This is a genomic window from Microbacterium sp. Gd 4-13, from assembly GCF_003095395.1.
Lineage (GTDB): Bacteria > Actinomycetota > Actinomycetes > Actinomycetales > Microbacteriaceae > Microbacterium.
This window is the reverse complement of sequence record NZ_QEIJ01000003.1, coordinates 14,170-34,004: the sequence shown is the minus strand read 5'-3', so window position 1 is coordinate 34,004 and position 19,835 is coordinate 14,170. Positions and strand designations below refer to the sequence as shown.

Sequence of the window (19,835 nt, the reverse complement as noted above, 5' to 3'; positions counted from 1 at the left end):
CGGGGCGCGGCTCGTAGAATGGGCCCATCATGAGCATGCCTTCTCGCACCCCGACGGTGATCGATCGGTCGCCCGCGGCCCTGCGCCTCGACGGTCAGCCGCGCACCTACGAGGTGCGGACCTTCGGGTGCCAGATGAACGTCCACGACTCGGAACGCCTCTCGGGCTCGCTCGAGAGCGCGGGCTACCTGCCCGCCGAGGCGGGCACGGACGCCGACGTCGTCGTGATCAACACCTGCGCGGTACGCGACAACGCCGCCGGAAAGCTCTACGGAACCCTCGGTCACCTCAAATCGCGCAAGGACGTCCGCGAGGGCATGCAGATCGCGGTCGGCGGGTGCATGGCTCAGATGGACAAGCAGGCGGTGCTCGACAAGGCGCCCTGGGTCGACGTGGTCTTCGGAACGCACAACATGGGATCGCTGCCGAGCCTGCTCGAGCGCGCGCGTCACAACGGCGATGCGGAGCTCGAGATCCTCGAGGCGCTCGAAGTCTTCCCCTCGACCCTGCCGACCAAACGCGACAGCGTCGCCGCAGGCTGGGTCTCCATCTCGGTCGGGTGCAACAACACCTGCACGTTCTGCATCGTGCCGAGCCTCCGCGGCAAGGAGAAGGACCGCCGTCCGGGCGACATCCTCAACGAGATCCGCATGCTCGTCGACGACGGCGCGATCGAGGTGACGCTGCTCGGGCAGAACGTCAACTCGTACGGCGTCGAGTTCGGTGACCGCCTCGCGTTCGGCAAACTGCTCCGAGCAGCCGGTCAGATCGAAGGGCTCGAGCGCATCCGGTTCACGAGCCCGCACCCGGCCGCCTTCACCGACGACGTGATCGCCGCCATGGCCGAGACGCCCGCCGTGATGCCGCAGCTGCACATGCCGCTGCAGTCGGGAAGCGACCGCGTTCTCAAAGCCATGCGCCGGTCGTACCGGAGCGAGAAGTTCCTGGGCATCCTCGAGCGGGTGCGCGCGCTCATCCCTCAGGCTTCGATCACGACCGACATCATCGTCGGATTCCCGGGCGAGACCGAGGCCGACTTCGAAGAGACGTTGCGGGTGGTCGAAGCATCCCGGTTCTCCAGCGCCTTCACCTTCCAGTACTCGATTCGCGAGGGCACCCCGGCGGCGACAATGGCGGACCAGGTTCCGAAGGCCGTCGTGCAGGAGCGCTACGAACGTCTCCTCGCCCTGCAGGACCGCATCTCGCTCGAGGAGAACGCGATGCAGGTGGGCCGGGAGGTCCAGGTGCTCGTCTCGACGGGCGAGGGCAAGAAAGACGCTTCGACGCACCGCTTGACCGGTCGAGCCGAAGACAACCGCCTCGTGCACTTCGAACTGCCGGCCGGATCTGCCGTCCCGCGCCCGGGCGACATCGTGACGGTCGGGATCACCCGCGCGGCACCGTACTACCTCCTCGCCGACGCGCCCGACGGTGCGCCGCTGCGCATCCGGCGCACGCGTGCGGGCGACGCCTGGGATCGATCCCAGGCGGAGTCGTGCGGTGTACCGGCCCCCGCCGGCGAAGCGGGCGCGCCTCGCGCGATCTCGCTCGGCCTGCCGTCGCTGCGCGTCGGGGTGTGAGCCGCCCGCCGAGGCTCTGGGCCGTCGTCGGTGCCACCGGCACCGGCAAGACCGGGCTCTCCCTCGCGCTCGCCGAGGCGCTCGCCGCCCGGGGAACGGCGGCCGAGATCGTCAACGCCGACGCGATGCAGCTGTACCGCGGCATGGACATCGGAACGGCGAAGCTGCGTGACGACGAACGACGTGGCATCCCGCACCACCTCTTCGACGCGTTGGAGGTGACCGACGAAGCCGCCGTGGCCTGGTACCAGGATGCTGCGCGAGATGTCGTGCGTCGCATCCACGCCCGCGGAGCAGACGCGGTGCTCGTCGGGGGTTCGGGGCTCTACGTCTCCAGCGTGGTGTTCGATTTCGCGTTCCCGCCCCGCGACGCCGCCGTCCGCGCCGAGCTCGAGGCCGAGCTCGAGCGTCTCGGACCCGGGATGCTCTTCGCCCGGCTGCAGGAACAGGACCCGGTCACGGCGGCACGCGTCGATCCGAAGAACGGCCGACGCATCGTGCGCGCGCTGGAGGTGCTCGCGCAGGGCGAGGACACCCATGGCGCCGCGCTGCCCGACGAGCCGGTGCTGTGGCACGAGGCGACCACCGCCGTCGGAACACGTATCGAACGCGCCGAGCTCGTGCCCATGCTCGACGCGCGCGTGGAGGGCATGTGGCGCGACGGCCTCGTCGCCGAGGCCGCGGCGCTGCGCGAACGCGGGCTCGAGGATGGCGTCACGGCGCGTCGGGCCATCGGTTACGCGCAGGCCCTCGGGCAACTCAGAGGCGAACTCACCAAGTCGGAGGCGATCGCCCAGACGCAGGCGCTGACCCGCCGCTACGCCCGACGACAGGTGTCGTGGTTCCGGCGCTATCGCGACGTCGCGTGGGTCGACTCCCGCTCAGTCGACACCGCGGCGCTCGTCGAGCGAACTCTTGTCGGCGCGACCCAGGCTCCCGACCCCGGTTCGCACGACTCGTAGACTGGGTCGCATGTCGCGCACCCTCCCGTTCACGAAGGGTCACGGTACCGGCAACGATTTCGTCGTGATCGCCGACCCTGACGGCTCCCTCGACCTCACCGACGACCAAATCGCCGCGCTCTGCGATCGGCACATGGGCATCGGCGCCGATGGCCTCCTCCGCGTCGTCCGCTCCACGGCGATCGACGAAGGAGCCGAGGCTGCAGCATCCGGGGCCGAGTGGTTCATGGACTACCGCAACGCCGACGGTTCGAAGGCCGAGATGTGCGGCAACGGAACGCGAGTGTTCGCCCGCTACCTCGTCGACGCCGGTCTCGCCTCCATCGACGGCGGCCTGCGCATCGGCACCCGAGCGGGCGTGAAGACGCTCACCCGCAGTAACCGCGGATTCGAGGTCGACCTCGGGGTCTGGCGTGCGGAGCCCGACGACATCCTGGTGCGCGCACGCGGCCTCGACGTCGCCCGGCCGGGCACGGGCATCGATGTGGGCAACCCGCACGTCGTGGTCGCTCTGTCGTCGCACACCGAGCTCGATGCGCTCGACCTGGCCTACCGCCCGATCCTCGACCCCGAGCCGCGCCACGGTGCGAACGTCGAGTTCGTCGTGCCCGGCGACCCGCTGGTGCGCGACGGGGTCGGCGAAGTGCGGATGCGCGTGTTCGAACGGGGCGTCGGCGAGACCCTCTCGTGCGGCACGGGCGTCGCGGCCGCCGCTCTCGCGGTGCGGCACTGGGCGGGTCCTGCGGCTCCGCGACGGTGGCAGGTGGACGTACCCGGCGGCACGCTGGGCGTGCGCATCGTCGATGCGTCCGACGGCGAGCACGTCCTGCTGTCAGGACCGGCGGTGCTCGTCTACTCGGGTGAGGTCTCGCTGGTCTGAACGTCGCCGTCGTCGGCCGAGACGATGTCGATCGCCGCGGTCGCGGGCGTACCGTGTCGGCGCACCTTCAGCACGCGGTACCCGCGCCCCGTCGCCGCGCGCTGAACGCTGAAGCCCCGCGGAAGCGTGGCACCGAGCCAGCGCTGCAGGGAGTCCGAGCCGAGGTTGCGCTGCACGACGAGCCACGCGTCCGATCTCTCCTCGAGCCGGGGGAGCCAGGTTTCCAGCATTCCGTGCAGTTCGTTCTTGCCCACTCGGATCGGGGGATTCGAGCGGATGGTGCGGAAGGCCACGTCGGCGGGAACATTCTCGGGCCGCACGGCGTTCACATTGGTGAGCCCGAGAATCTCCGCGTTGCGACGCACGAGGTCGAGTGCTCGCTCGTTGACATCGACCGCCCACACCGTGGCGTGCGGGGCGTCGAGTGCGAGGGACAGCGAGATCGGCCCCCACCCGCTCCCGAGGTCGAGGAAATCGCCGCCTGCAGGGGGCGACGGCGTGTTGGCCAGCAGCACGGCGGTGCCGGCATCGAGACGGTCGGGACTGAAGACGCCACCAGCGGTGACAACCTCGACATCGCGGCCGGCGAGGGTCACTCGCAGGCGCCGGAGGTTCTCTGCGCTGGAGGGAGACCCGGTGAAGTAGTGGTCGCTCCCCATGCGGAGAGCGTATCGGAGAGATCGTCCTCCCGACGGGAGGATTAGAGTTTATGGATGCTGCGGCCCCGGCCTTCGGCCGAGGGCGGCGCGATGGAAGGAACAGATGACAGACACCACAATCCCCCAGAGCGCGGATGAGATGCCGGTCGACCCGGTGGATCGAGTGCTCGCGCGCGCCGAAGCGCACTCCGGGGTGCGTGTGTTCGGAGCAGCCCAGGCGCTCCAGGACGACAGAACCGTTTCGTACGGTGACACCGACGGCGACCAGTGGGACCGCGAGGACCGCGCCGCCCTGCGCCGCGTGGTCGGTCTGTCCACCGAGCTCGAAGACGTCACCGAGGTCGAGTACCGACAGTTGCGCCTCGAGAACGTCGTTCTCGTCGGCGTGCACCCGCAAGGACAGCAGGAAGAGGCCGAGAACTCGCTGCGCGAGCTGTCCGCCCTCGCGGAGACCGCGGGCGCGGTCGTTCTCGACGGCGTGCTGCAGCGGCGTCCGAACCCCGACCCCGCGACCTACATCGGCAGTGGGAAGGCGCAGGAGCTGCGCGACATCGTCGCATCGGTCGGCGCCGACACGGTCATCGTCGACACCGAGCTCGCACCCAGCCAGCGGCGCGCGCTCGAGGACGTCATCAAGGTGAAGGTCATCGACCGCACCACCGTCATCCTCGACATCTTCAGCCAGCACGCCAAGAGCCGCGAGGGCAAGGCGCAGGTCGAACTCGCCCAGCTCGAGTACCTCCTTCCGCGCCTGCGCGGCTGGGGTGACTCGATGAGCCGCCAGGCCGGTGGCCAGGTCGGTGCCGGCGGTGCCGGTATGGGGTCTCGTGGTCCGGGTGAGACGAAGATCGAGCTCGATCGCCGGCGCATCCGCACCAAGATGGCCGTGCTGCGCCGCCAGATCCGCGACTTCGCGCCCGCGCGCGAAGCGAAGCGGGCCGAGCGCAAGCGCAACACCATTCCGGCCGTCGCGATCACGGGATACACCAACGCGGGCAAGTCGAGCCTCCTGAACCGTCTGACTCGCGCCGGTGTCCTCGTGGAGAACGCGCTGTTCGCCACGCTCGACACGTCCGTGCGCCGCTCCGAGACCGCAGACGGGCGCGTGTACACGCTGACCGACACCGTCGGTTTCGTACGCAACCTCCCGCACCAGCTGGTCGAGGCGTTCCGTTCCACGCTCGAGGAGGTCGGCGACGCCGACGTCATCGTGCACGTGGTGGATGGCTCGCACCCCGACCCCGCCGCGCAGCTCGCGACGGTTCGCGATGTCATGGGCGACGTCGGTGCGCGATCGACACGCGAGATCGTCGTCTTCAACAAGGCGGATCTCATCGATGCCGACTCGCGTCTCGTGCTGCGCGGCCTCGAGTCCTCCGCGCTGTTCGTGTCCTCGCGTACCGGCGAGGGAATCGACGAGCTGCGCGCGGTGATCGAGGAGGCCCTGCCTCTGCCCGCCGTGGAGGTGCGCGCCGTGGTGCCGTACGACCGCGGTGATCTGGTCTCCGCGGCGCACGAGAGCGGCATCATCGTCTCGCAGGAGCACCAGGCCGAAGGAACATTCCTGCACGCCCACGTCGGGGCGAAGCTGGCCTCCGACCTGCAGCCGTTCCTGGCCTGACCTCTCCGCAGCATCCGTCTCCGCAGCATCCGTCTGTGCCGGGGCCGGATGCTGCGGACGAGTCGTCAGTCGAGAGTGAGCTCGGGCACGTCGGGCGTGTCGAATCCGAAGGCCGCACCGAGGAACGCCAGTTCGCTCTCGAGAGCGTGGACGATCGTTTCGGCGGTGCGGAAGCCGTGCCCCTCGCCGTCGTACAGGACGTACGCGTGCGGGACCCCTCGCGCGACGAGGGCATCGCGGATGGCCTCGGCCTGCGCGGGCGGTACAACGGCGTCTTCCGACCCCTGAAGGATGAGCATCGGCACACGGAATCGGTCGGCCGACGTCAGCGGTGAGCGCTCGATGTAGAGCGGCTCGGCCTCGGGGAGCGGGCCGATGAGGCCGTCGAGATAGCGCGCTTCGAAGTCGTGCGTGTCGGCGGCGAGGGCACGGGCGTCCCCGACGCCGTACCGCGAGATACCGGCCGCGAAGACGTCGGTGCGGACGAGGGCCGACAGCACCGTCCATCCGCCGGCGGAGCCGCCCTCGATCGCGATCCGCGACGGGTCGGCGAGCCCGTCGTCGCTGAGAGCGGTCGCGGCGGCGGCCACGTCGTCGACGTCGACGACGCCCCACTGCCCGCGAAGGCGATCGCGGTAGGGGCGTCCGTAGCCGGTCGAACCGCCGTAGTTGACGTCGAGCACACCGATTCCGCGGCTTGTGAAGTACGCGATCTTGGCCGACGCCGCAGGACCCACGTGCGACGTCGGACCCCCGTGCACCAGCACGAGGTACGGCGGCTTCTCATCCGCCGGGGCGGTCACCTCGGGATTCGTCGGAGGGTAGGCGAAGGCGTGAACCGGCCCGTGGGGTCCGGGGGCGGTGATCGACCGCGCGGTCGGGAACCACTCCGGGCCCGGGCCGTTCGAGCCGCCGGCGAGGCGTTCCACCGTCGGAGCACCGAGATCGCTCGCGTCGACGAGCCAGAGACCTGCGCCGCCCGAGGCGGTCGCACCCGAGACGAGCGCGCGCGTCGTCGAGACGTCCTCGACGGCAGCGCCGGCGACGATCGGTACCGGCAGCGGGTCGACCCGGTCGCCGTCGACCATGACGAGTTCGTCGGCCCCGTTCGTGCGGACCGCGACGAGGCGACCGTCGTCGAGCGCTCCGAACCAGCGCGTACCGAGCACCCAGAGCGCGCCGCCGGTGTCGGCGTCTGCCGGAGCCAGGGCGACGGGCGCGGCGTCGCCGTCTGCACGCCAGAGGTTCCACCGTCCGGTCGGGTCATCGGCGTAGGTCACCTCGTTCGGGGCCGTCCACACCGGCTGCAGCGCGGCCGTGCCGCGGGCGTTGATCGTCCGCGGAGCGGATGCGCGGCCGTCGACGATCTCGGCGATGCGCAGCTGCGTGCGATCCCAGGGCATGTCGGGGTGGTTCCACGCGACCCAGGCCAGACGCGCGCCGTCGGGAGAGATCGCGGGTTGCGCGACGAAGTCGGTGCCGCCCGCCACGCTCACGAGGCGATCGGCATCGTCGGCGGCCGACCCGTCGAGCGGGATCCGCACGATGTCGCGAGCGGGTACCGGGGCTCCTTCGTGGCGTTCGCGGACGGCCAGCAGCGTCCCTGCGCCCCACGTGAGTCCCGCGAATCGCGCGGAGGGGTCATCGGGGGTGAGCGGGCGCGGGCGACCGCCGGGCGTGAGTGCCCACACGCGTTGGTCGGATTTCTCGGAGAAGACCAGCTCGCCGTCGGCGGCCGTCCACGCACCGCCTCCGTACTCGTGGACGCGCGAGCGCGCGCTGAGCGGAGCGGGGAGCAGATCGTCGATCGATCCGTCGGGTCGCCGGCGCAGGACCGTCGTTCGTCCGCCCTCGGAGGGCATCGTCTGACCCCACCAGATGTCGTCGCCGACGAAACGTGCTCCGTCGGTGCGCGGAGACGCAGCGGCGACAGACGTCGCACGGAAGGGGGAGGGCCAGGAACCGTAGGGGAGCGGGGAATCCATCCCCTCACCCTAGGGCGGGGGTCGGACGGGGATCAGACGGCCCGCAGCACCGCCACGACCTTGCCGAGGACGACGGCGTCGTCGCCGAGGATCGGCTCGAAGGCGCTGTTGCGCGGGAGGAGCCAGGTGTGGCCGTCGCGTCGGCGGAACGTCTTCACCGTGGCCTCGTCATCGAGCATCGCCGCGACGATCTCGCCGTTCTCGGCGTTCTGCTGCGAACGCACGACCACCCAGTCGCCGTCGCAGATGGCGGCGTCGATCATCGACTCGCCCGAGACCTTCAGCATGAACAGATCGCCCTTGCCCACGAGCTGTCGGGGCAGGGGGAAGATCTCATCCACCTGCTGGTCGGCGGTGATGGGAACCCCGGCGGCGATGCGCCCGACGAGGGGGACGAGCGCGGCGTCACCCACGGCCGGGGCGTTGTCGGCGGGGTTCTCGACCGACGTGCCGGGGAGGTCGATCAGCACTTCCATCGCGCGCGTCTTGCCGGGGTCGCGACGGAGGTAGCCGCTCAATTCGAGCTGGTTGAGCTGGTGCGTGACGCTGGAGAGCGATTTGAGTCCGACCGCGTCGCCGATCTCTCGCATGCTGGGCGGGTACCCGTGACGGCTGATCGAGCGCTGGATCACTTCGAGGATCGCCATCTGCTTGTCGCTCAGGCTCTTGCGGCGGCGGGTCTGCGGTTTGTCCCGGGCGCCGGACGGCATCGCGTCGCTCATTCTGGCTGCTCCCTCTCGCGCCCGAGGGGCGCCGGTCTTCGAATGTCGGAGGTCCGTGATGGTGTCTCCCTGTCGAAACCGTATACGGATTCGCACGCACTCAGCGGCTGCCTGCCGCGTGTCGCGTTCGATCCATCTCCGAGAAGAACGGTGTTGACACCCTGACTGTATCGAAGATAGATTCGGAAGAGAGCTTCGCATCCGGTACTCCGGCCCGAGCGCCGGATGCGAATCTCTCACCTGAGGAGGAACCCCATGACCAGCATCGGCATCGCCCCCGTCGTCCCGACCACGCGTCTTCGTCTGACTGCGCGCGGTCGCCGGGTGCTCACCGGTCTCGCCGCGTTCCCGTTCGTGGTGGCCATCGCCGTCGCGGCGATCAGCGGCGGTTCTGCGCTGGCATCCCGCGATGCGGGTGCGCCAGCGGGCACGTTCACCGAGGTCACCGTCATGGCGGGTGAGTCGCTCTGGGGCATCGCCCAGGAGGTCGCGCCGTCCGCCGATCCGCGCGACGTGGTCGACGCGATCGTGCGGCTGAACGCCCTCGATGGGGTGGCGCTCTCCGCGGGCCAGCGGCTCGCCATTCCGGCGGAGTACTCCTCGGCCCCCTGAGCCCGCCCTACCATCGAAGGGTGACCACGAGGCTCGATGACCTTCCGCTCCGCGACGATCTGCGCGGAATGAAACCCTACGGTGCGCCCCAGGCGGCGTTGCCGGTAGCTCTGAACGTGAACGAGAACACGCATCCGGTGCCCGACGACGTCGCCGGTGACATCCTCGACGCGGTGGCACGTGCCCTGCGCGATGTGAACCGTTACCCCGACCGCGAGTTCACCGCACTTCGCGAAGCGTTCGCCGACTACCTGGGCGAGGGGCTCACTCGCGAGCAGATCTGGGCCGGCAACGGGTCGAACGAGGTACTTCAGCACCTGCTGCAGGCCTTCGCGGGGCCCGGTCGCACCGCCTTCTCGTTCGATCCGACGTATTCGATGTACCCGCTGCTCACGCGAGGCACGGGCGCCCGATGGGTGTCGGGTGCGCGGTCGCACGACTACACCGTGTCGGCCGCCTCGGCGGCCGAGCAGATCTCGGAGGTGCGCCCTGACGTGACCTTCCTCTGCGCGCCGAACAACCCAACCGGAACCCCGATGTCGCTCGACGTGATCGAGGCCGCCTATGACGCGACCGAGGGCATCGTCATCGTCGACGAGGCGTATCAGGAGTTCGCCCCGCACGACGCGCCCTCGGCGGTCAGCCTCCTCCCCGGGCGAGAGCGCCTGGTCGTGTCTCGCACGATGAGCAAGGCCTTCGCCTTCGCGGGAGCACGGGTCGGATACCTCGCGGCCGATCCCGCGCTGATCGACGCCTTACGACTCGTACGGCTGCCGTATCACCTGAGTGCGCTCACCCAGGCGGCGGCGACGGCGGCTCTCGGACACGCCGCCACGATGCTCGGCATGGTCGACGAGATCGTGTCGCAGCGCGACCGGATCTCCGCGACCGTCGAAGCCCTCGGATATCAGGCGCACGAGTCGTGGACGAACTTCGTGCTGTTCGGGGGCGTATCCGACCCGGCAGCGACCTGGCAGGCGTTGTACGACCGTGGAGTGCTGATCCGTGACATCGGCATCCCTCACCACCTGCGAGTCACGGCAGGCACGGCCGACGAGACGACCGCGTTCCTCGACGCACTGGCCTCGGTAGGATCGGGCTCATGACCGGCCCCTCCCGAACCGCCTCGATCCGCCGCGCGACCAGCGAGTCGAGCGTCGAGCTGGAGCTCAACCTCGACGGCTCGGGCAAGAGCTCGATCGACACGTCGGTTCCCTTCTTCGACCACATGCTGACGGCGTTCGCGAAGCACTCGCTGACCGATCTCACCGTCCGCGCGGCGGGTGACACGCACATCGACGCCCACCACACCGTCGAGGACGTGTCGATCGTGCTCGGCACGGCGATCCGCGAGGCCCTCGGCGACAAGGCCGGCATCTCGCGGTACGGCGATGCCCTGGTGCCGCTCGACGAGGCCCTCGCTCAGGCGGTCGTCGACATCAGCGGACGCCCTTACCTCGTGCACTCGGGTGAACCCGACGGTTTCGAGCAGCACCTCATCGGAGGGCACTTCACAGGCTCGCTGGTTCGCCACACGTTCGAGGCGATCGCGTTCAACGGCGCCCTCACCGTGCACGTCCGCGTTCTGGGCGGCCGTGACCCTCACCACATCGCGGAGGCGGAGTACAAGGCGTTCGCGCGTGCATTCCGCCAGGCGAAGGCGCTCGACCCCCTGGTCGACGGCATCCCGAGCACGAAGGGCGCCCTGTGAGCGCGCGTCCCGTCGTCGCGGTGCTCGACTACGGATCGGGCAACGTCCACTCCGCCGTCAAGGCTCTGGTGGCAGCCGGTGCCGACGCGCGCCTCACTCGTGATCGCGACCTCGTGCTGGAGGCCGACGGCCTGGTCGTGCCCGGGGTCGGTGCCTTCGAGGCCGTCATGGGGGCGCTGCGCGCTCACCGCGGGGGCGATCTGATCGATCGGCGCCTCGCCGGAGGCCGCCCCGTGCTCGGTATCTGCGTCGGTATGCAGGTGCTGTTCGAGCGGGGCGTCGAGCGCGGCGTCGACAGCGAGGGGTTGGGGGAGTGGCCGGGTGCCGTGACCCAGCTCGAGGCGCCTGTCCTGCCGCACATGGGGTGGAACACCGTTCGCCCCGATGCGGGGTCGCGCCTGTTCGCCGGCATCGAGAACGAGCGCTTCTACTTCGTGCACTCGTACGCCGCCCAGCGCTGGGAACTCGACGTGCAGCCGCCTTTCCCGGCGCCGTCGCTGACGTGGTGCGACTACGGCGAGCCGTTCCTCGCCGCGGTCGAGAACGGTCCGCTGGCCGCGACGCAGTTCCACCCCGAGAAATCGGGGGATGCGGGCATCCGCCTGCTCGCCAATTGGATCGACGGCCTCGGCGCCGCTACTGTCTAACCTCGTGCCACAGCGAGCGACCGGCGTCCGCGTGCACGAGGAGCCATGAACGATTTCGCGTCAACACCCGAGCTGATCCTCCTCCCCGCCGTCGATGTCGCAGGCGGCAAGGCCGTGCGGCTGACGCAGGGCGAGGCGGGTACCGAGACGAACTACGGCGATCCGGTCGATGCGGCCGCCGACTTCGCACGCCAGGGCGCGGGCTGGATCCATCTGGTCGACCTCGATGCGGCCTTCGGGCGCGGCAACAACACCGCGGTGATGCGTCGAGTCATCAAGCAGGTGCGCGGCGTCCAGGTGGAGCTCTCCGGGGGCATCCGAGACGACCGCTCGCTCGAGGCCGCTCTCGACAGCGGCGCCAGCCGCATCAACCTCGGTACCGCGGCGCTGGAGAACCCCGAGTGGGCCGCCGACGTCATCGGCCGCTACGGCGACGCGATCGCTGTCGGCCTCGACGTGCGTGGGACGACACTCGCCGCGCGGGGATGGACCCGCGACGGCGGTGACCTCTGGACCGTCCTCGCGCGTCTCGAAGACGCCGGTTGCAGCCGATACGTCGTCACCGACGTGACGAAGGACGGCACGCTCAAGGGCCCGAACATCGACCTTCTCCGCGAGATCGCCGAGCGCACACCCAAGCCTGTCGTGGCCTCGGGCGGCGTCTCGAGCCTTGACGACATCGCGGCCCTTCGCGAACTCGTGCCGCTCGGCGTCGAAGGCGCGATCGTGGGCAAGGCACTCTACGCCGGGGCGTTCACCCTGGCCGAGGCACTGGATGTCGCCGGAGGCTGACACTCCCGCGGGCGACTCCGCAGGGGTCCCCTGGGAGGGGCGACGCTTCGAAGACAATCGCCACGCGGCCGACGACGGTTCCGCCGATCCGGCGCTGTTGGTCGCGCTGACCGCCGACGCCGACGGTGCGCGGGATGCGCGCGCGGTCGTCGAGGCCTATCGCACCGCTCGCCTGCTCATTCCGCTGGTCGCCGACAAGGGCGACGAGGGCGTAGGTCAGCACGGTCTCGTCGTGGACAAGACGCAGGAACTCTCCATCGTCACCGTGGCGGCCCCCGACGGGCGCAAGGTGCTGCCGGTCTTCACGTCGGTGGACGCGATGAAGCGGTGGGATTCTGTGGCCAGGCCCATCCCCGCGGACGGCGTGCGCACGGCGGTCGCCGCGGCCGGAGACGACACCGAGCTGATCGTGATCGACCCGGGCTCCGACACCGAGTTCGTGCTTCGTCGGCCAGCGGTGTGGGCGATCGGCCAGGGCATCGCGTGGGAGCCCAGTCACACGTCGGCCGAGGTGTTCACGGGGCTGCAGCAGAGCGTCGGAGCCGAGCTCGCGGTGCTCGACTTCGCCGTCGAGCCGGGAGACCCGACCGATCGCCTCCGGGGGCCCGAGCTCATCGTCCACCTGCAGCTCATGCAGGGTCTCGAGCAGGACGAGCTCGACGCCGTCCTCGCCCGTCTCGCCCGCCGCTGGGCCGCCGACGACCGCATTGCCGTGCTGGTCGACTCCCTCACGGTCAAACTCCACCGCGAGTAGCCCCGCTCCCACGCCCGCGGATGCGCCGCATCCGCCTCTCTCCCGAGGTCGACGATCGCGGCCGGGAGCGCGCGACGCGGGAGGTCTGCGGGCCGCGCCGGAGGGTGCAGGGATGTCGTCCCCGAGCCAATCGGATGCGCCGCATCCGCCCCTCTCTCCCGAGGTCGACGATCGCGGCCGGGGGTGGGTGGCACGACGGAGCGCCCCGGACTCCGACAGAGGGCGCAGGGATGTTCCCCTCGAGCCAATCGGATGCACCGCATCCGCCTCTCTCCCGAGGTGGACGATCGCGGCCGGGAGCGCGCGACGCGGCGAGGTCTGCGGGCCGCGCCGGAGGGTGCAGGGATGTCGTCCCCGAGCCAATCGGGGTAGGGGCCCCTCTCTTGGTTCGGGGGCGACATCCCGGAGCCCGGAGTCGCAGCCCGCAGACCGGAACCCCGTCACGGTCTCCTGGAACGACGAGTCAGTTGACCGGCCCGGTCCATTTCTCGCCCGGACCTTTGCCGATGGGGTCGGGGATGACGGATGCTTCGCGGAAGGCGAGCTGCAGTGAGCGCAGGCCGTCGCGGAGCGAGCGCGCGTGCATGTCGCTGATCTCGGGCGCGGCGGCGGTGATGAGGCCCGCGAGTGCGTTGATGAGCTTGCGGGCCTCGTCGAGGTCGGTCTGGTGCGCCGGGTCGTCGGCGAGACCGACCTTGACGGCGGCGGCGCTCATGAGGTGCACGGCGGTGGTGGTGATCACCTCGACGGCGGGGACGTCGGCGAGGTCGCGTCCCGCTGATTCGGCCGAGCGTTCGCCGTCCTCCTCCCATCGCGTGAGTCGTTCGTCGCCGCCCTCGGGGGAGTCGGAGGGGGCGTCGTTACCGGGAATCGTGTGCACGTGTTTCTCTCTGCTAGACTGTGGCGGGCTTCGGAGCTTTTCTGTTCCGAACGAAAGAGGATCACATCCCACCCGCGCTTGCCGCTCAAGGCTACCGGGTCCACGCACTCCGCTCCGGTCGCCCGGGGTTGCACGGGTGTAGAGCCGGCGTTTCGCACGTCGAGTCGGGTGGAATGCGTCTTCTTCCGCCCGCGACGCTCCCGTGTCGCGGTGGTCTCCCGCAACGTAAGAGGAGTCCCGCATCAGCGATCCCCGCACCAATGACCGCATCCGCGTCCCCGAGGTCCGCCTCGTGGGTCCCGCTGGTGAGCAGGTCGGCGTCGTCCGCATCGAGGTGGCACTGCGCCTGGCCCAGGAGGCCGACCTCGATCTCGTCGAGGTAGCCCCGAACTCGAAGCCGCCCGTGGTCAAGATCATGGATTACGGCAAATTCAAGTACGAGACTGCGCAGAAGGCAAAGGAAGCGCGTCGCAACCAGGCGAACACCGTCCTCAAAGAGGTGCGGTTCCGTCTGAAGATCGAGGCCCACGACTACATAACCAAGCTCAAGCGCGCTGAGGGCTTCCTCCAGGCGGGCGACAAGGTCAAGGCGATGATCCTGTTCCGTGGTCGCGAGCAGTCGCGTCCCGACCAGGGTGTGCGCCTGCTCCGCAAGTTCGCGGAGGATGTCGCCGAGTTCGGCACGGTCGAGTCGAACCCGACGATCGACGGCCGCAACATGGTGATGGTGGTCGCACCCCACAAGAACAAGTCCGAGGTCAAGACGGAGCAGAACGCTCAGCGCGCTGCGACGAAGGAAGCGGCCCGCTCGGGTTCGCGCCCGGACTCCTCCGACTCCGAGCCTGCCGCGGCATCCGCCGAGTAGGCCCCCAGACTCCCGCCTCGCGGGAAACCCAACGAAGGAAAGACAGATGCCGAAGCAGAAGACCCACTCGGGTGCCAAGAAGCGCTTCAAGTTGACCGGTAGCGGCAAGCTCATGAAGCAGCAGGCCGGCATGCGGCACAACCTCGAGGGCAAGGCCTCGAAGCGGACCCGCCGTCTGAACCAGGAGCAGGTCCTGGCCAAGGGCGACGCCAAGGTCGCGAAGAAGCTCCTCGGCCTTTGAGCGCCGACGCACGTTAGGAACGATAAGAAATGGCTAGAGTCAAGCGGGCAGTAAACGCCCACAAGAAGCGTCGCGTCATCCTCGAGCGCGCCTCCGGTTACCGCGGACAGCGTTCGCGCCTGTACCGCAAGGCGAAGGAGCAGGTCACCCACTCGCTCGTCTACGCGTACCGTGACCGTCGCAAGCGCAAGGGCGACTTCCGTCGTCTGTGGATCCAGCGCATCAACGCGGCATCGCGTCAGAACGGCCTCACGTACAACCGTCTGATCCAGGGCCTCGGCCTCGCGGGTGTCCAGGTCGACCGTCGCATACTCGCCGAGCTCGCGGTCAACGAGCCCGCCACTTTCGCGTCGCTCGTCGCGACCGCGAAGGCCGCGCTCCCGGCCGATGTGAACGCAGCCAAGACCGCGTAAGCATCCGTTTCCGCGAAAGGGCGTCCTCCTCCGGGAGGGCGCCCTTTCTGCTGCACCGACCGCGTCGGTCGCGGGGCGGACGGCGCGGGAGCCCTAGGCTGGCCCCGTGCTCGAGAATCCCCGTTCGCCGCGCGTCCGCGCGGTCGCGAAGCTGGCCAAGCGCAGTGCGCGTGAAGAGACGGGTCTTTTCCTCCTGGAGGGTCCGCAGGCCGCGCGCGAGGCGCTGCAGTATGCGCCCGAGTCGCTGGTCGACCTCTTCGCGACGCCGACGGCGATGGAGAAGCACTCCGACATCCGCGACGCGGCGCGCGCCGCCGACCTCGAGGTGGAGTACACCACCGAGGCGGTGCTCGACGCGATGGCCGACACGGTGACCCCGCAGGGGATCGTCGCCGTCGCGCGTCAGCAGCCCACGTCGATGCGCGAGGTGTTCGCCTCGAACCCGCGGCTGGTGGCGATCTGCGAAGAGGTGCGCGACCCCGGCAATCTGGGCACGATCATCAGAGCGGCGGATGCTGCGGGCGCAGACGCCGTCGTCCTCACCGGGCGCACCGTGGATCCCTACAACCCGAAGGTCGTGCGGTCGACGACCGGATCGCTGTTCCACCTGCCGATCGCGGTGGGGGGCGAGCTCGAGGCGGCGGTCGAGCGTGCCCACGCCGCCGGCATGCGGGTCGTCGCCGCCGACGTCGACGGCACCGACTTCCTCGCCTCACGGCACCTGCTCGCCGAGCCCACCGCGTGGCTGTTCGGCAACGAGGCACGCGGGCTCGAAGAGCCGGCCCTGGCCCACGCCGACCTGGCGCTCCGACTGCCGATCTACGGTCGGGCGGAGTCGCTGAACCTCGCCACCGCGGCGAGCGTCTGCCTGTACGAGACGGCGTTCGCGCAGCGCGCGAATCAGTGACACGACGCGTACTGCTGCTGTTACAGATCGGTTAAGGCTCGCGTCAATACGTGTCGCGGGTCTCACAGGACTCGTAGGGTGAAGTCATGGCGACCTCTGATCCACGGCCGGCCGGCGACTCGCTCGTCGTGATGAGCGATGTGCAGAAGCACTACGGCGACTTCCAAGCGCTGAAAGATATCGACCTCACGGTCTCGCGCGGTGAGGTCGTCGTCGTGATCGGCCCGTCGGGTTCGGGCAAGTCGACCCTGTGCCGCACCATCAACCGTCTCGAGACGATCACCTCGGGTGTGATCACGATCGACGGCAAGGAGCTTCCCAAAGAAGGGAAGGGCCTCGCGCAGTTGCGCGCCGACGTGGGAATGGTTTTCCAGTCGTTCAACCTGTTCGCCCACCTGACGATCCTCGAGAACGTTACGCTCGGACCGATCAAGGTTCGCGGGATGAAGAAGGCCGACGCCGAGCGCGAGGCGCGCGTGCTGCTCGAGCGGGTCGGGATCGTCGCGCAGGCCGACAAGCTGCCCGCGCAGCTGTCGGGCGGGCAGCAGCAGCGCGTCGCGATCGCGCGTGCCCTCGCGATGAAGCCGAAGCTGATGCTCTTCGATGAGCCGACGAGCGCCCTCGACCCCGAGATGATCAACGAGGTTCTCGACGTCATGGTCGGCCTCGCTCGCGACGGCATGACGATGATCGTCGTCACCCACGAGATGGGCTTCGCGCGTAAGGCCGCCGATCGCGTGATCTTCATGGCCGACGGCCAGATCGTCGAAGAGGCCGCGCCCGAGCAGTTCTTCACGCGACCGGAAAGCGCGCGAGCGAAGGACTTCCTCTCGAAGCTCATCACCCACTGATTTCGGAGGACGTCGGCACCTCCCTCCCTGACGTCGGATCTGCACAACAGATCCGCGACCACACAGCACCCACACCAAGGAGATTCCATGCGCAAGACACGAATGATCGCCGGATTCGGCCTCGCGGCCGTCGCGGCCCTCGTGCTCACCGCCTGCAACAGCGGGTCACCCACCAGTCCCGGCGCGCCTGAAGCGGGCAGCGACGACGCACTCTGGGACGTTGCCACCGATGTCTCCCTGACCGACAGCCCCACCTACGACCGCATGGTCGAGCGCGACGGCGTCGTCATCGGCGTCAAGAACGACCAGCCCGGTCTCGGCTACGAAGACGCAGCCTCGGGGGATCGGACCGGGTTCGACGTCGACATCGCTCGCTGGGTCGCCGCCTCGCTCGGGTTCGACGAAGACAAGATCACCTACCAGACGATCCCGTCGGCCAACCGTGAGCAGGCCATCGTCAACGGTGACATCGACTACTACGTCGGCACCTACTCGATCACCGACAAGCGCAAAGAGCAGATCGACTTCGCCGGTCCGTACTTCATCACCGGCCAGGGCCTGCTCGTCGCCGCTGACGACGACTCGATCAACGGTCCCGACGACCTCGCCGGCAAGACGGTCTGCTCCGTGACGGGTTCGACCCCGCTGCAGCGTATCCGCGACGAGTACAGCCCGGGCAACACGGTCGAGTACGACACCTACTCGCAGTGCGTCGAGCAGCTCAAGGGCGGTCAGGTCGACGCGATCACGACCGACGAGGCTATCCTCGCCGGCTATGTCGCTCTCGAGCCCGACGCCCTGAAGATCGCCGGAGAGCCGTTCAGCGAGGAGCGCTACGGCATCGGCCTGGAGAAGGGCGACACCGCCCTGAAGAGCCACATCAACACCCTCCTCACCGACGGTGGCGACGTCTGGACGTCCCTGTTCGACCTCCACCTCGAGCCGGCCGGCATCGCCGGAACGCAGCCCGCGGTCGACGAGTGATCCCCGGGGGCGGCTCCGGCCGCCCCCACCCTCGTCCGTTCGAACACGTAGGAAGGCGATGTCGTGAACATCATCACCGACAACACCGACATCTGGTGGGACGGCCTGGTTGGCACGCTCATCCTCTTCTTCGGCGGCGGTCTCCTGGCTCTCGTCCTCGGCATCATCGTGGGCGGCATGCGGGTCTCTCCGATTCCGATCGCACGCTGGATGGGCACGCTCTACGTGAACACCATCCGCAACACCCCGCTGACGCTCGTCTTCTTCGGGTTCGCCTTCGCCCTTCCGCCCCTGCTGCAGATTCGCATCGACCCGCTCATCCTCGGTGTGGCGGCGCTCGGCATCTACACGGCGACGTACGTCGCCGAGACGATCCGGTCGGGCATCAATACCGTGCCCGTCGGGCAGGCGGAGGCCGCACGCGCCCTCGGTCTCACGTTCGGCCAGGTGATGGGCTCCGTCGTGATGCCGCAGGCATTCCGCTCGGTGATCCCCCCGATGATGAGCGTCTTCATCGCCCTCCTCAAGAACACCACCGTGGCCGCCGGATTCAGCGTGATCAACCTCGGCTCCGTCCGCAGCTATCTCAGCGAGCGCGGTGAGAATCAGCTGTTCGTGATCCTCTGGGTCGCGGTCATCTTCGTCGCGCTCGTGCTGCTTCTGTCTTGGCTGCAGCGCAGTCTCGAGAACCGATGGAGGGTGGCGCGATGAGCAGTGTCCTGTTCGACGTCCCGGGTCCGCGCGCGATCGCGCGCAACCGCATCTTCGGTGTGGTCACCGTGCTCGTGGTTCTGGCGATCCTCGGGTTCTTCGTCTGGCGCCTGGCCGTGACGGGCCAGTTCACCGCGCAGAAGTGGTCGGCGTTCACCTATTCCAACGTCTGGCTCAGCATCGGCCAGGCCGCGCTGGCGACCCTCGGTGCCTTCGCCTCGGCGGCCGTCGGTGCGCTCGTGCTCGGTTTCGTGCTGGCCATCGGACGCATGTCGAACCACCGCTGGATCCGCTGGCCCTTCACGGCGATCGTCGAGGTCCTCCGCGCCGTGCCGGTGCTGATCTTCATGTTCCTGCTCTACTACGGGCTGCCCGTCCTGGGCATCAGGATGGAGCCCTACTGGGCGGTCGTCATCGCCCTCGTCGCCTACAACGGTTCGGTGCTCGCCGAGGTCATCCGTGCCGGTGTCGAATCGTTGCCGCGGGGCCAGCACGAGGCGGGCTACGCGATCGGACTCCGCAAAGCCGGGGTCATGCGTCTCGTGCTCCTGCCGCAGGCCGTTCGCGCCATGATGCCCGTCATCATCGCCCAGCTCGTCGTCACCCTGAAAGACACCGCCCTCGGCTTCATCGTCACCTACCCCGAGCTGCTCTTCTACGCCCGCTACATCGGCGGGCAGGCGACCTACGGCTCGCCCATCGTGCCGGCTACGATCATCATCGGCGCCATCTACATCGGACTCTGCCTTCTCCTCTCGCTCGTCGCCACCACCGTGGAGAAGCGACTGCGTCGCTCGGCGAAGACCGGCGGCAACGTCGCCGGAGCGAATCAGGCGACCCAGGAGGTCACGGACACCGAGCTCATCGTGGCGCAGCGCGGCCTCGGCAAGTACGACATGGGCGGCAGCGGTCTGGGCGGCGGCGGACTCGGCGGCGGCGCGAACGCTCGCTGATCGTCGCGACCGGGAAAGCCCGGCCGGCGACGGTCCGGCCCGCGGTCGGGTGCGGCGCGAAGCGATCGCCGAGGGCCGGACCGCGGACGGTGCGCGGAACGCAGC

At 69.2% G+C, this 19,835-nt stretch carries 22 protein-coding genes; 18 read left to right on the top strand and 4 right to left on the bottom strand.

The window, feature by feature from the left end; translation table 11 throughout:
* Nucleotides 1–29: 29 nt before the first annotated feature.
* From miaB to dapF, 3 genes are read left to right on the top strand one after another with little or no spacing between them, the layout of a single operon-like run.
* Nucleotides 30–1,580, top strand: a complete 1,551-nt coding sequence (miaB, locus tag DEA06_RS07295; RefSeq protein WP_116647333.1) for a tRNA (N6-isopentenyl adenosine(37)-C2)-methylthiotransferase MiaB — start codon at nucleotides 30–32, stop codon at nucleotides 1,578–1,580.
* Complete coding sequence (gene miaA / locus DEA06_RS07290; protein WP_116647332.1) at nucleotides 1,577–2,542, top strand: tRNA (adenosine(37)-N6)-dimethylallyltransferase MiaA; 966 nt, start codon at nucleotides 1,577–1,579, stop codon at nucleotides 2,540–2,542. Before miaB ends, miaA begins: the two co-directional genes overlap by 4 nt.
* A 10-nt stretch (nucleotides 2,543–2,552) precedes the next feature.
* On the top strand, nucleotides 2,553–3,422 hold the full coding sequence (dapF, locus tag DEA06_RS07285) for a diaminopimelate epimerase (protein WP_116647331.1): 870 nt from the start codon (nucleotides 2,553–2,555) through the stop codon (nucleotides 3,420–3,422).
* On the opposite strand, the gene DEA06_RS07280 is transcribed toward dapF, so the two are convergent.
* A complete protein-coding gene (locus DEA06_RS07280) occupies nucleotides 3,395–4,081 on the bottom strand; it encodes a methyltransferase (RefSeq protein ID WP_116647330.1) in 687 nt (228 codons plus the stop codon). The genes dapF and DEA06_RS07280 overlap by 28 nt on opposite strands.
* Nucleotides 4,082–4,184: 103 nt before the next feature.
* On the opposite strand from DEA06_RS07280, the gene hflX reads away from it, so the two are divergent.
* The gene (gene hflX / locus DEA06_RS07275) at nucleotides 4,185–5,702 is read left to right on the top strand and encodes a GTPase HflX (protein WP_116647329.1); all 1,518 of its coding nucleotides are present in this window, start codon (nucleotides 4,185–4,187) and stop codon (nucleotides 5,700–5,702) included.
* A gap of 65 nt (nucleotides 5,703–5,767) precedes the next feature.
* Here the strand turns inward: hflX and DEA06_RS07270 are convergent, their stop codons facing one another.
* Complete coding sequence (locus DEA06_RS07270) at nucleotides 5,768–7,687, bottom strand: prolyl oligopeptidase family serine peptidase (protein WP_116647328.1); 1,920 nt, start codon at nucleotides 7,685–7,687, stop codon at nucleotides 5,768–5,770.
* A 32-nt stretch (nucleotides 7,688–7,719) separates the two neighbouring features.
* Nucleotides 7,720–8,397 (bottom strand): transcriptional repressor LexA, encoded by a 678-nt coding sequence (gene lexA / locus DEA06_RS07265; RefSeq protein ID WP_116647327.1) that lies wholly within the window; start codon nucleotides 8,395–8,397, stop codon nucleotides 7,720–7,722.
* Between the two features lie 267 nt (nucleotides 8,398–8,664).
* On the opposite strand from lexA, the gene DEA06_RS07260 reads away from it, so the two are divergent.
* From DEA06_RS07260 to DEA06_RS07235, 6 genes are read left to right on the top strand one after another with little or no spacing between them, the layout of a single operon-like run.
* Nucleotides 8,665–9,021: a LysM peptidoglycan-binding domain-containing protein gene (locus DEA06_RS07260; protein WP_116647326.1), complete on the top strand. Its 357-nt coding sequence runs from the start codon at nucleotides 8,665–8,667 to the stop codon at nucleotides 9,019–9,021.
* A 20-nt stretch (nucleotides 9,022–9,041) separates the two neighbouring features.
* Entirely contained in the window at nucleotides 9,042–10,127 is a 1,086-nt protein-coding gene (locus DEA06_RS07255) for a histidinol-phosphate transaminase (RefSeq protein WP_116647325.1), read from the top strand.
* Complete coding sequence (hisB, locus tag DEA06_RS07250; RefSeq protein WP_116647324.1) at nucleotides 10,124–10,732, top strand: imidazoleglycerol-phosphate dehydratase HisB; 609 nt, start codon at nucleotides 10,124–10,126, stop codon at nucleotides 10,730–10,732. The genes DEA06_RS07255 and hisB overlap by 4 nt, the downstream gene beginning before the upstream one ends.
* Complete coding sequence (hisH, locus tag DEA06_RS07245; RefSeq protein ID WP_116647323.1) at nucleotides 10,729–11,379, top strand: imidazole glycerol phosphate synthase subunit HisH; 651 nt, start codon at nucleotides 10,729–10,731, stop codon at nucleotides 11,377–11,379. The genes hisB and hisH overlap by 4 nt, the downstream gene beginning before the upstream one ends.
* 45 nt (nucleotides 11,380–11,424) lie before the next feature.
* A complete protein-coding gene (priA, locus tag DEA06_RS07240; protein WP_116647322.1) occupies nucleotides 11,425–12,171 on the top strand; it encodes a bifunctional 1-(5-phosphoribosyl)-5-((5-phosphoribosylamino)methylideneamino)imidazole-4-carboxamide isomerase/phosphoribosylanthranilate isomerase PriA in 747 nt (248 codons plus the stop codon).
* Nucleotides 12,155–12,925: an SseB family protein gene (locus DEA06_RS07235; protein WP_116647321.1), complete on the top strand. Its 771-nt coding sequence runs from the start codon at nucleotides 12,155–12,157 to the stop codon at nucleotides 12,923–12,925. The genes priA and DEA06_RS07235 overlap by 17 nt, the downstream gene beginning before the upstream one ends.
* Nucleotides 12,926–13,388: 463 nt before the next feature.
* On the opposite strand, the gene DEA06_RS07230 is transcribed toward DEA06_RS07235, so the two are convergent.
* A complete protein-coding gene (locus DEA06_RS07230) occupies nucleotides 13,389–13,805 on the bottom strand; it encodes a DUF1844 domain-containing protein (RefSeq protein WP_187266807.1) in 417 nt (138 codons plus the stop codon).
* Between the two features lie 241 nt (nucleotides 13,806–14,046).
* Between DEA06_RS07230 and infC the strand changes: the two genes are divergently transcribed.
* The 8 genes from infC (at nucleotide 14,047) to DEA06_RS07190 (ending at nucleotide 19,730) form a co-directional block, all read left to right on the top strand.
* The gene (infC, locus tag DEA06_RS07225) at nucleotides 14,047–14,670 is read left to right on the top strand and encodes a translation initiation factor IF-3 (RefSeq protein WP_116647320.1); all 624 of its coding nucleotides are present in this window, start codon (nucleotides 14,047–14,049) and stop codon (nucleotides 14,668–14,670) included.
* A gap of 46 nt (nucleotides 14,671–14,716) precedes the next feature.
* Nucleotides 14,717–14,911: a 50S ribosomal protein L35 gene (gene rpmI, locus DEA06_RS07220; protein ID WP_055835219.1), complete on the top strand. Its 195-nt coding sequence runs from the start codon at nucleotides 14,717–14,719 to the stop codon at nucleotides 14,909–14,911.
* 29 nt (nucleotides 14,912–14,940) lie between these two features.
* The gene (gene rplT, locus DEA06_RS07215) at nucleotides 14,941–15,324 is read left to right on the top strand and encodes a 50S ribosomal protein L20 (protein ID WP_116647319.1); all 384 of its coding nucleotides are present in this window, start codon (nucleotides 14,941–14,943) and stop codon (nucleotides 15,322–15,324) included.
* 106 nt (nucleotides 15,325–15,430) lie between these two features.
* The gene (locus tag DEA06_RS07210) at nucleotides 15,431–16,231 is read left to right on the top strand and encodes an RNA methyltransferase (RefSeq protein WP_116647318.1); all 801 of its coding nucleotides are present in this window, start codon (nucleotides 15,431–15,433) and stop codon (nucleotides 16,229–16,231) included.
* An 86-nt stretch (nucleotides 16,232–16,317) separates the two neighbouring features.
* Complete coding sequence (locus DEA06_RS07205; RefSeq protein ID WP_116647317.1) at nucleotides 16,318–17,082, top strand: amino acid ABC transporter ATP-binding protein; 765 nt, start codon at nucleotides 16,318–16,320, stop codon at nucleotides 17,080–17,082.
* A gap of 87 nt (nucleotides 17,083–17,169) precedes the next feature.
* Entirely contained in the window at nucleotides 17,170–18,066 is an 897-nt protein-coding gene (locus tag DEA06_RS07200) for a glutamate ABC transporter substrate-binding protein (RefSeq protein ID WP_116647316.1), read from the top strand.
* Between the two features lie 63 nt (nucleotides 18,067–18,129).
* Nucleotides 18,130–18,777: an amino acid ABC transporter permease gene (locus DEA06_RS07195; RefSeq protein WP_116647315.1), complete on the top strand. Its 648-nt coding sequence runs from the start codon at nucleotides 18,130–18,132 to the stop codon at nucleotides 18,775–18,777.
* Complete coding sequence (locus DEA06_RS07190) at nucleotides 18,774–19,730, top strand: amino acid ABC transporter permease (protein ID WP_116647630.1); 957 nt, start codon at nucleotides 18,774–18,776, stop codon at nucleotides 19,728–19,730. Before DEA06_RS07195 ends, DEA06_RS07190 begins: the two co-directional genes overlap by 4 nt.
* The last annotated feature ends 105 nt before the right edge of the window (nucleotides 19,731–19,835 follow it).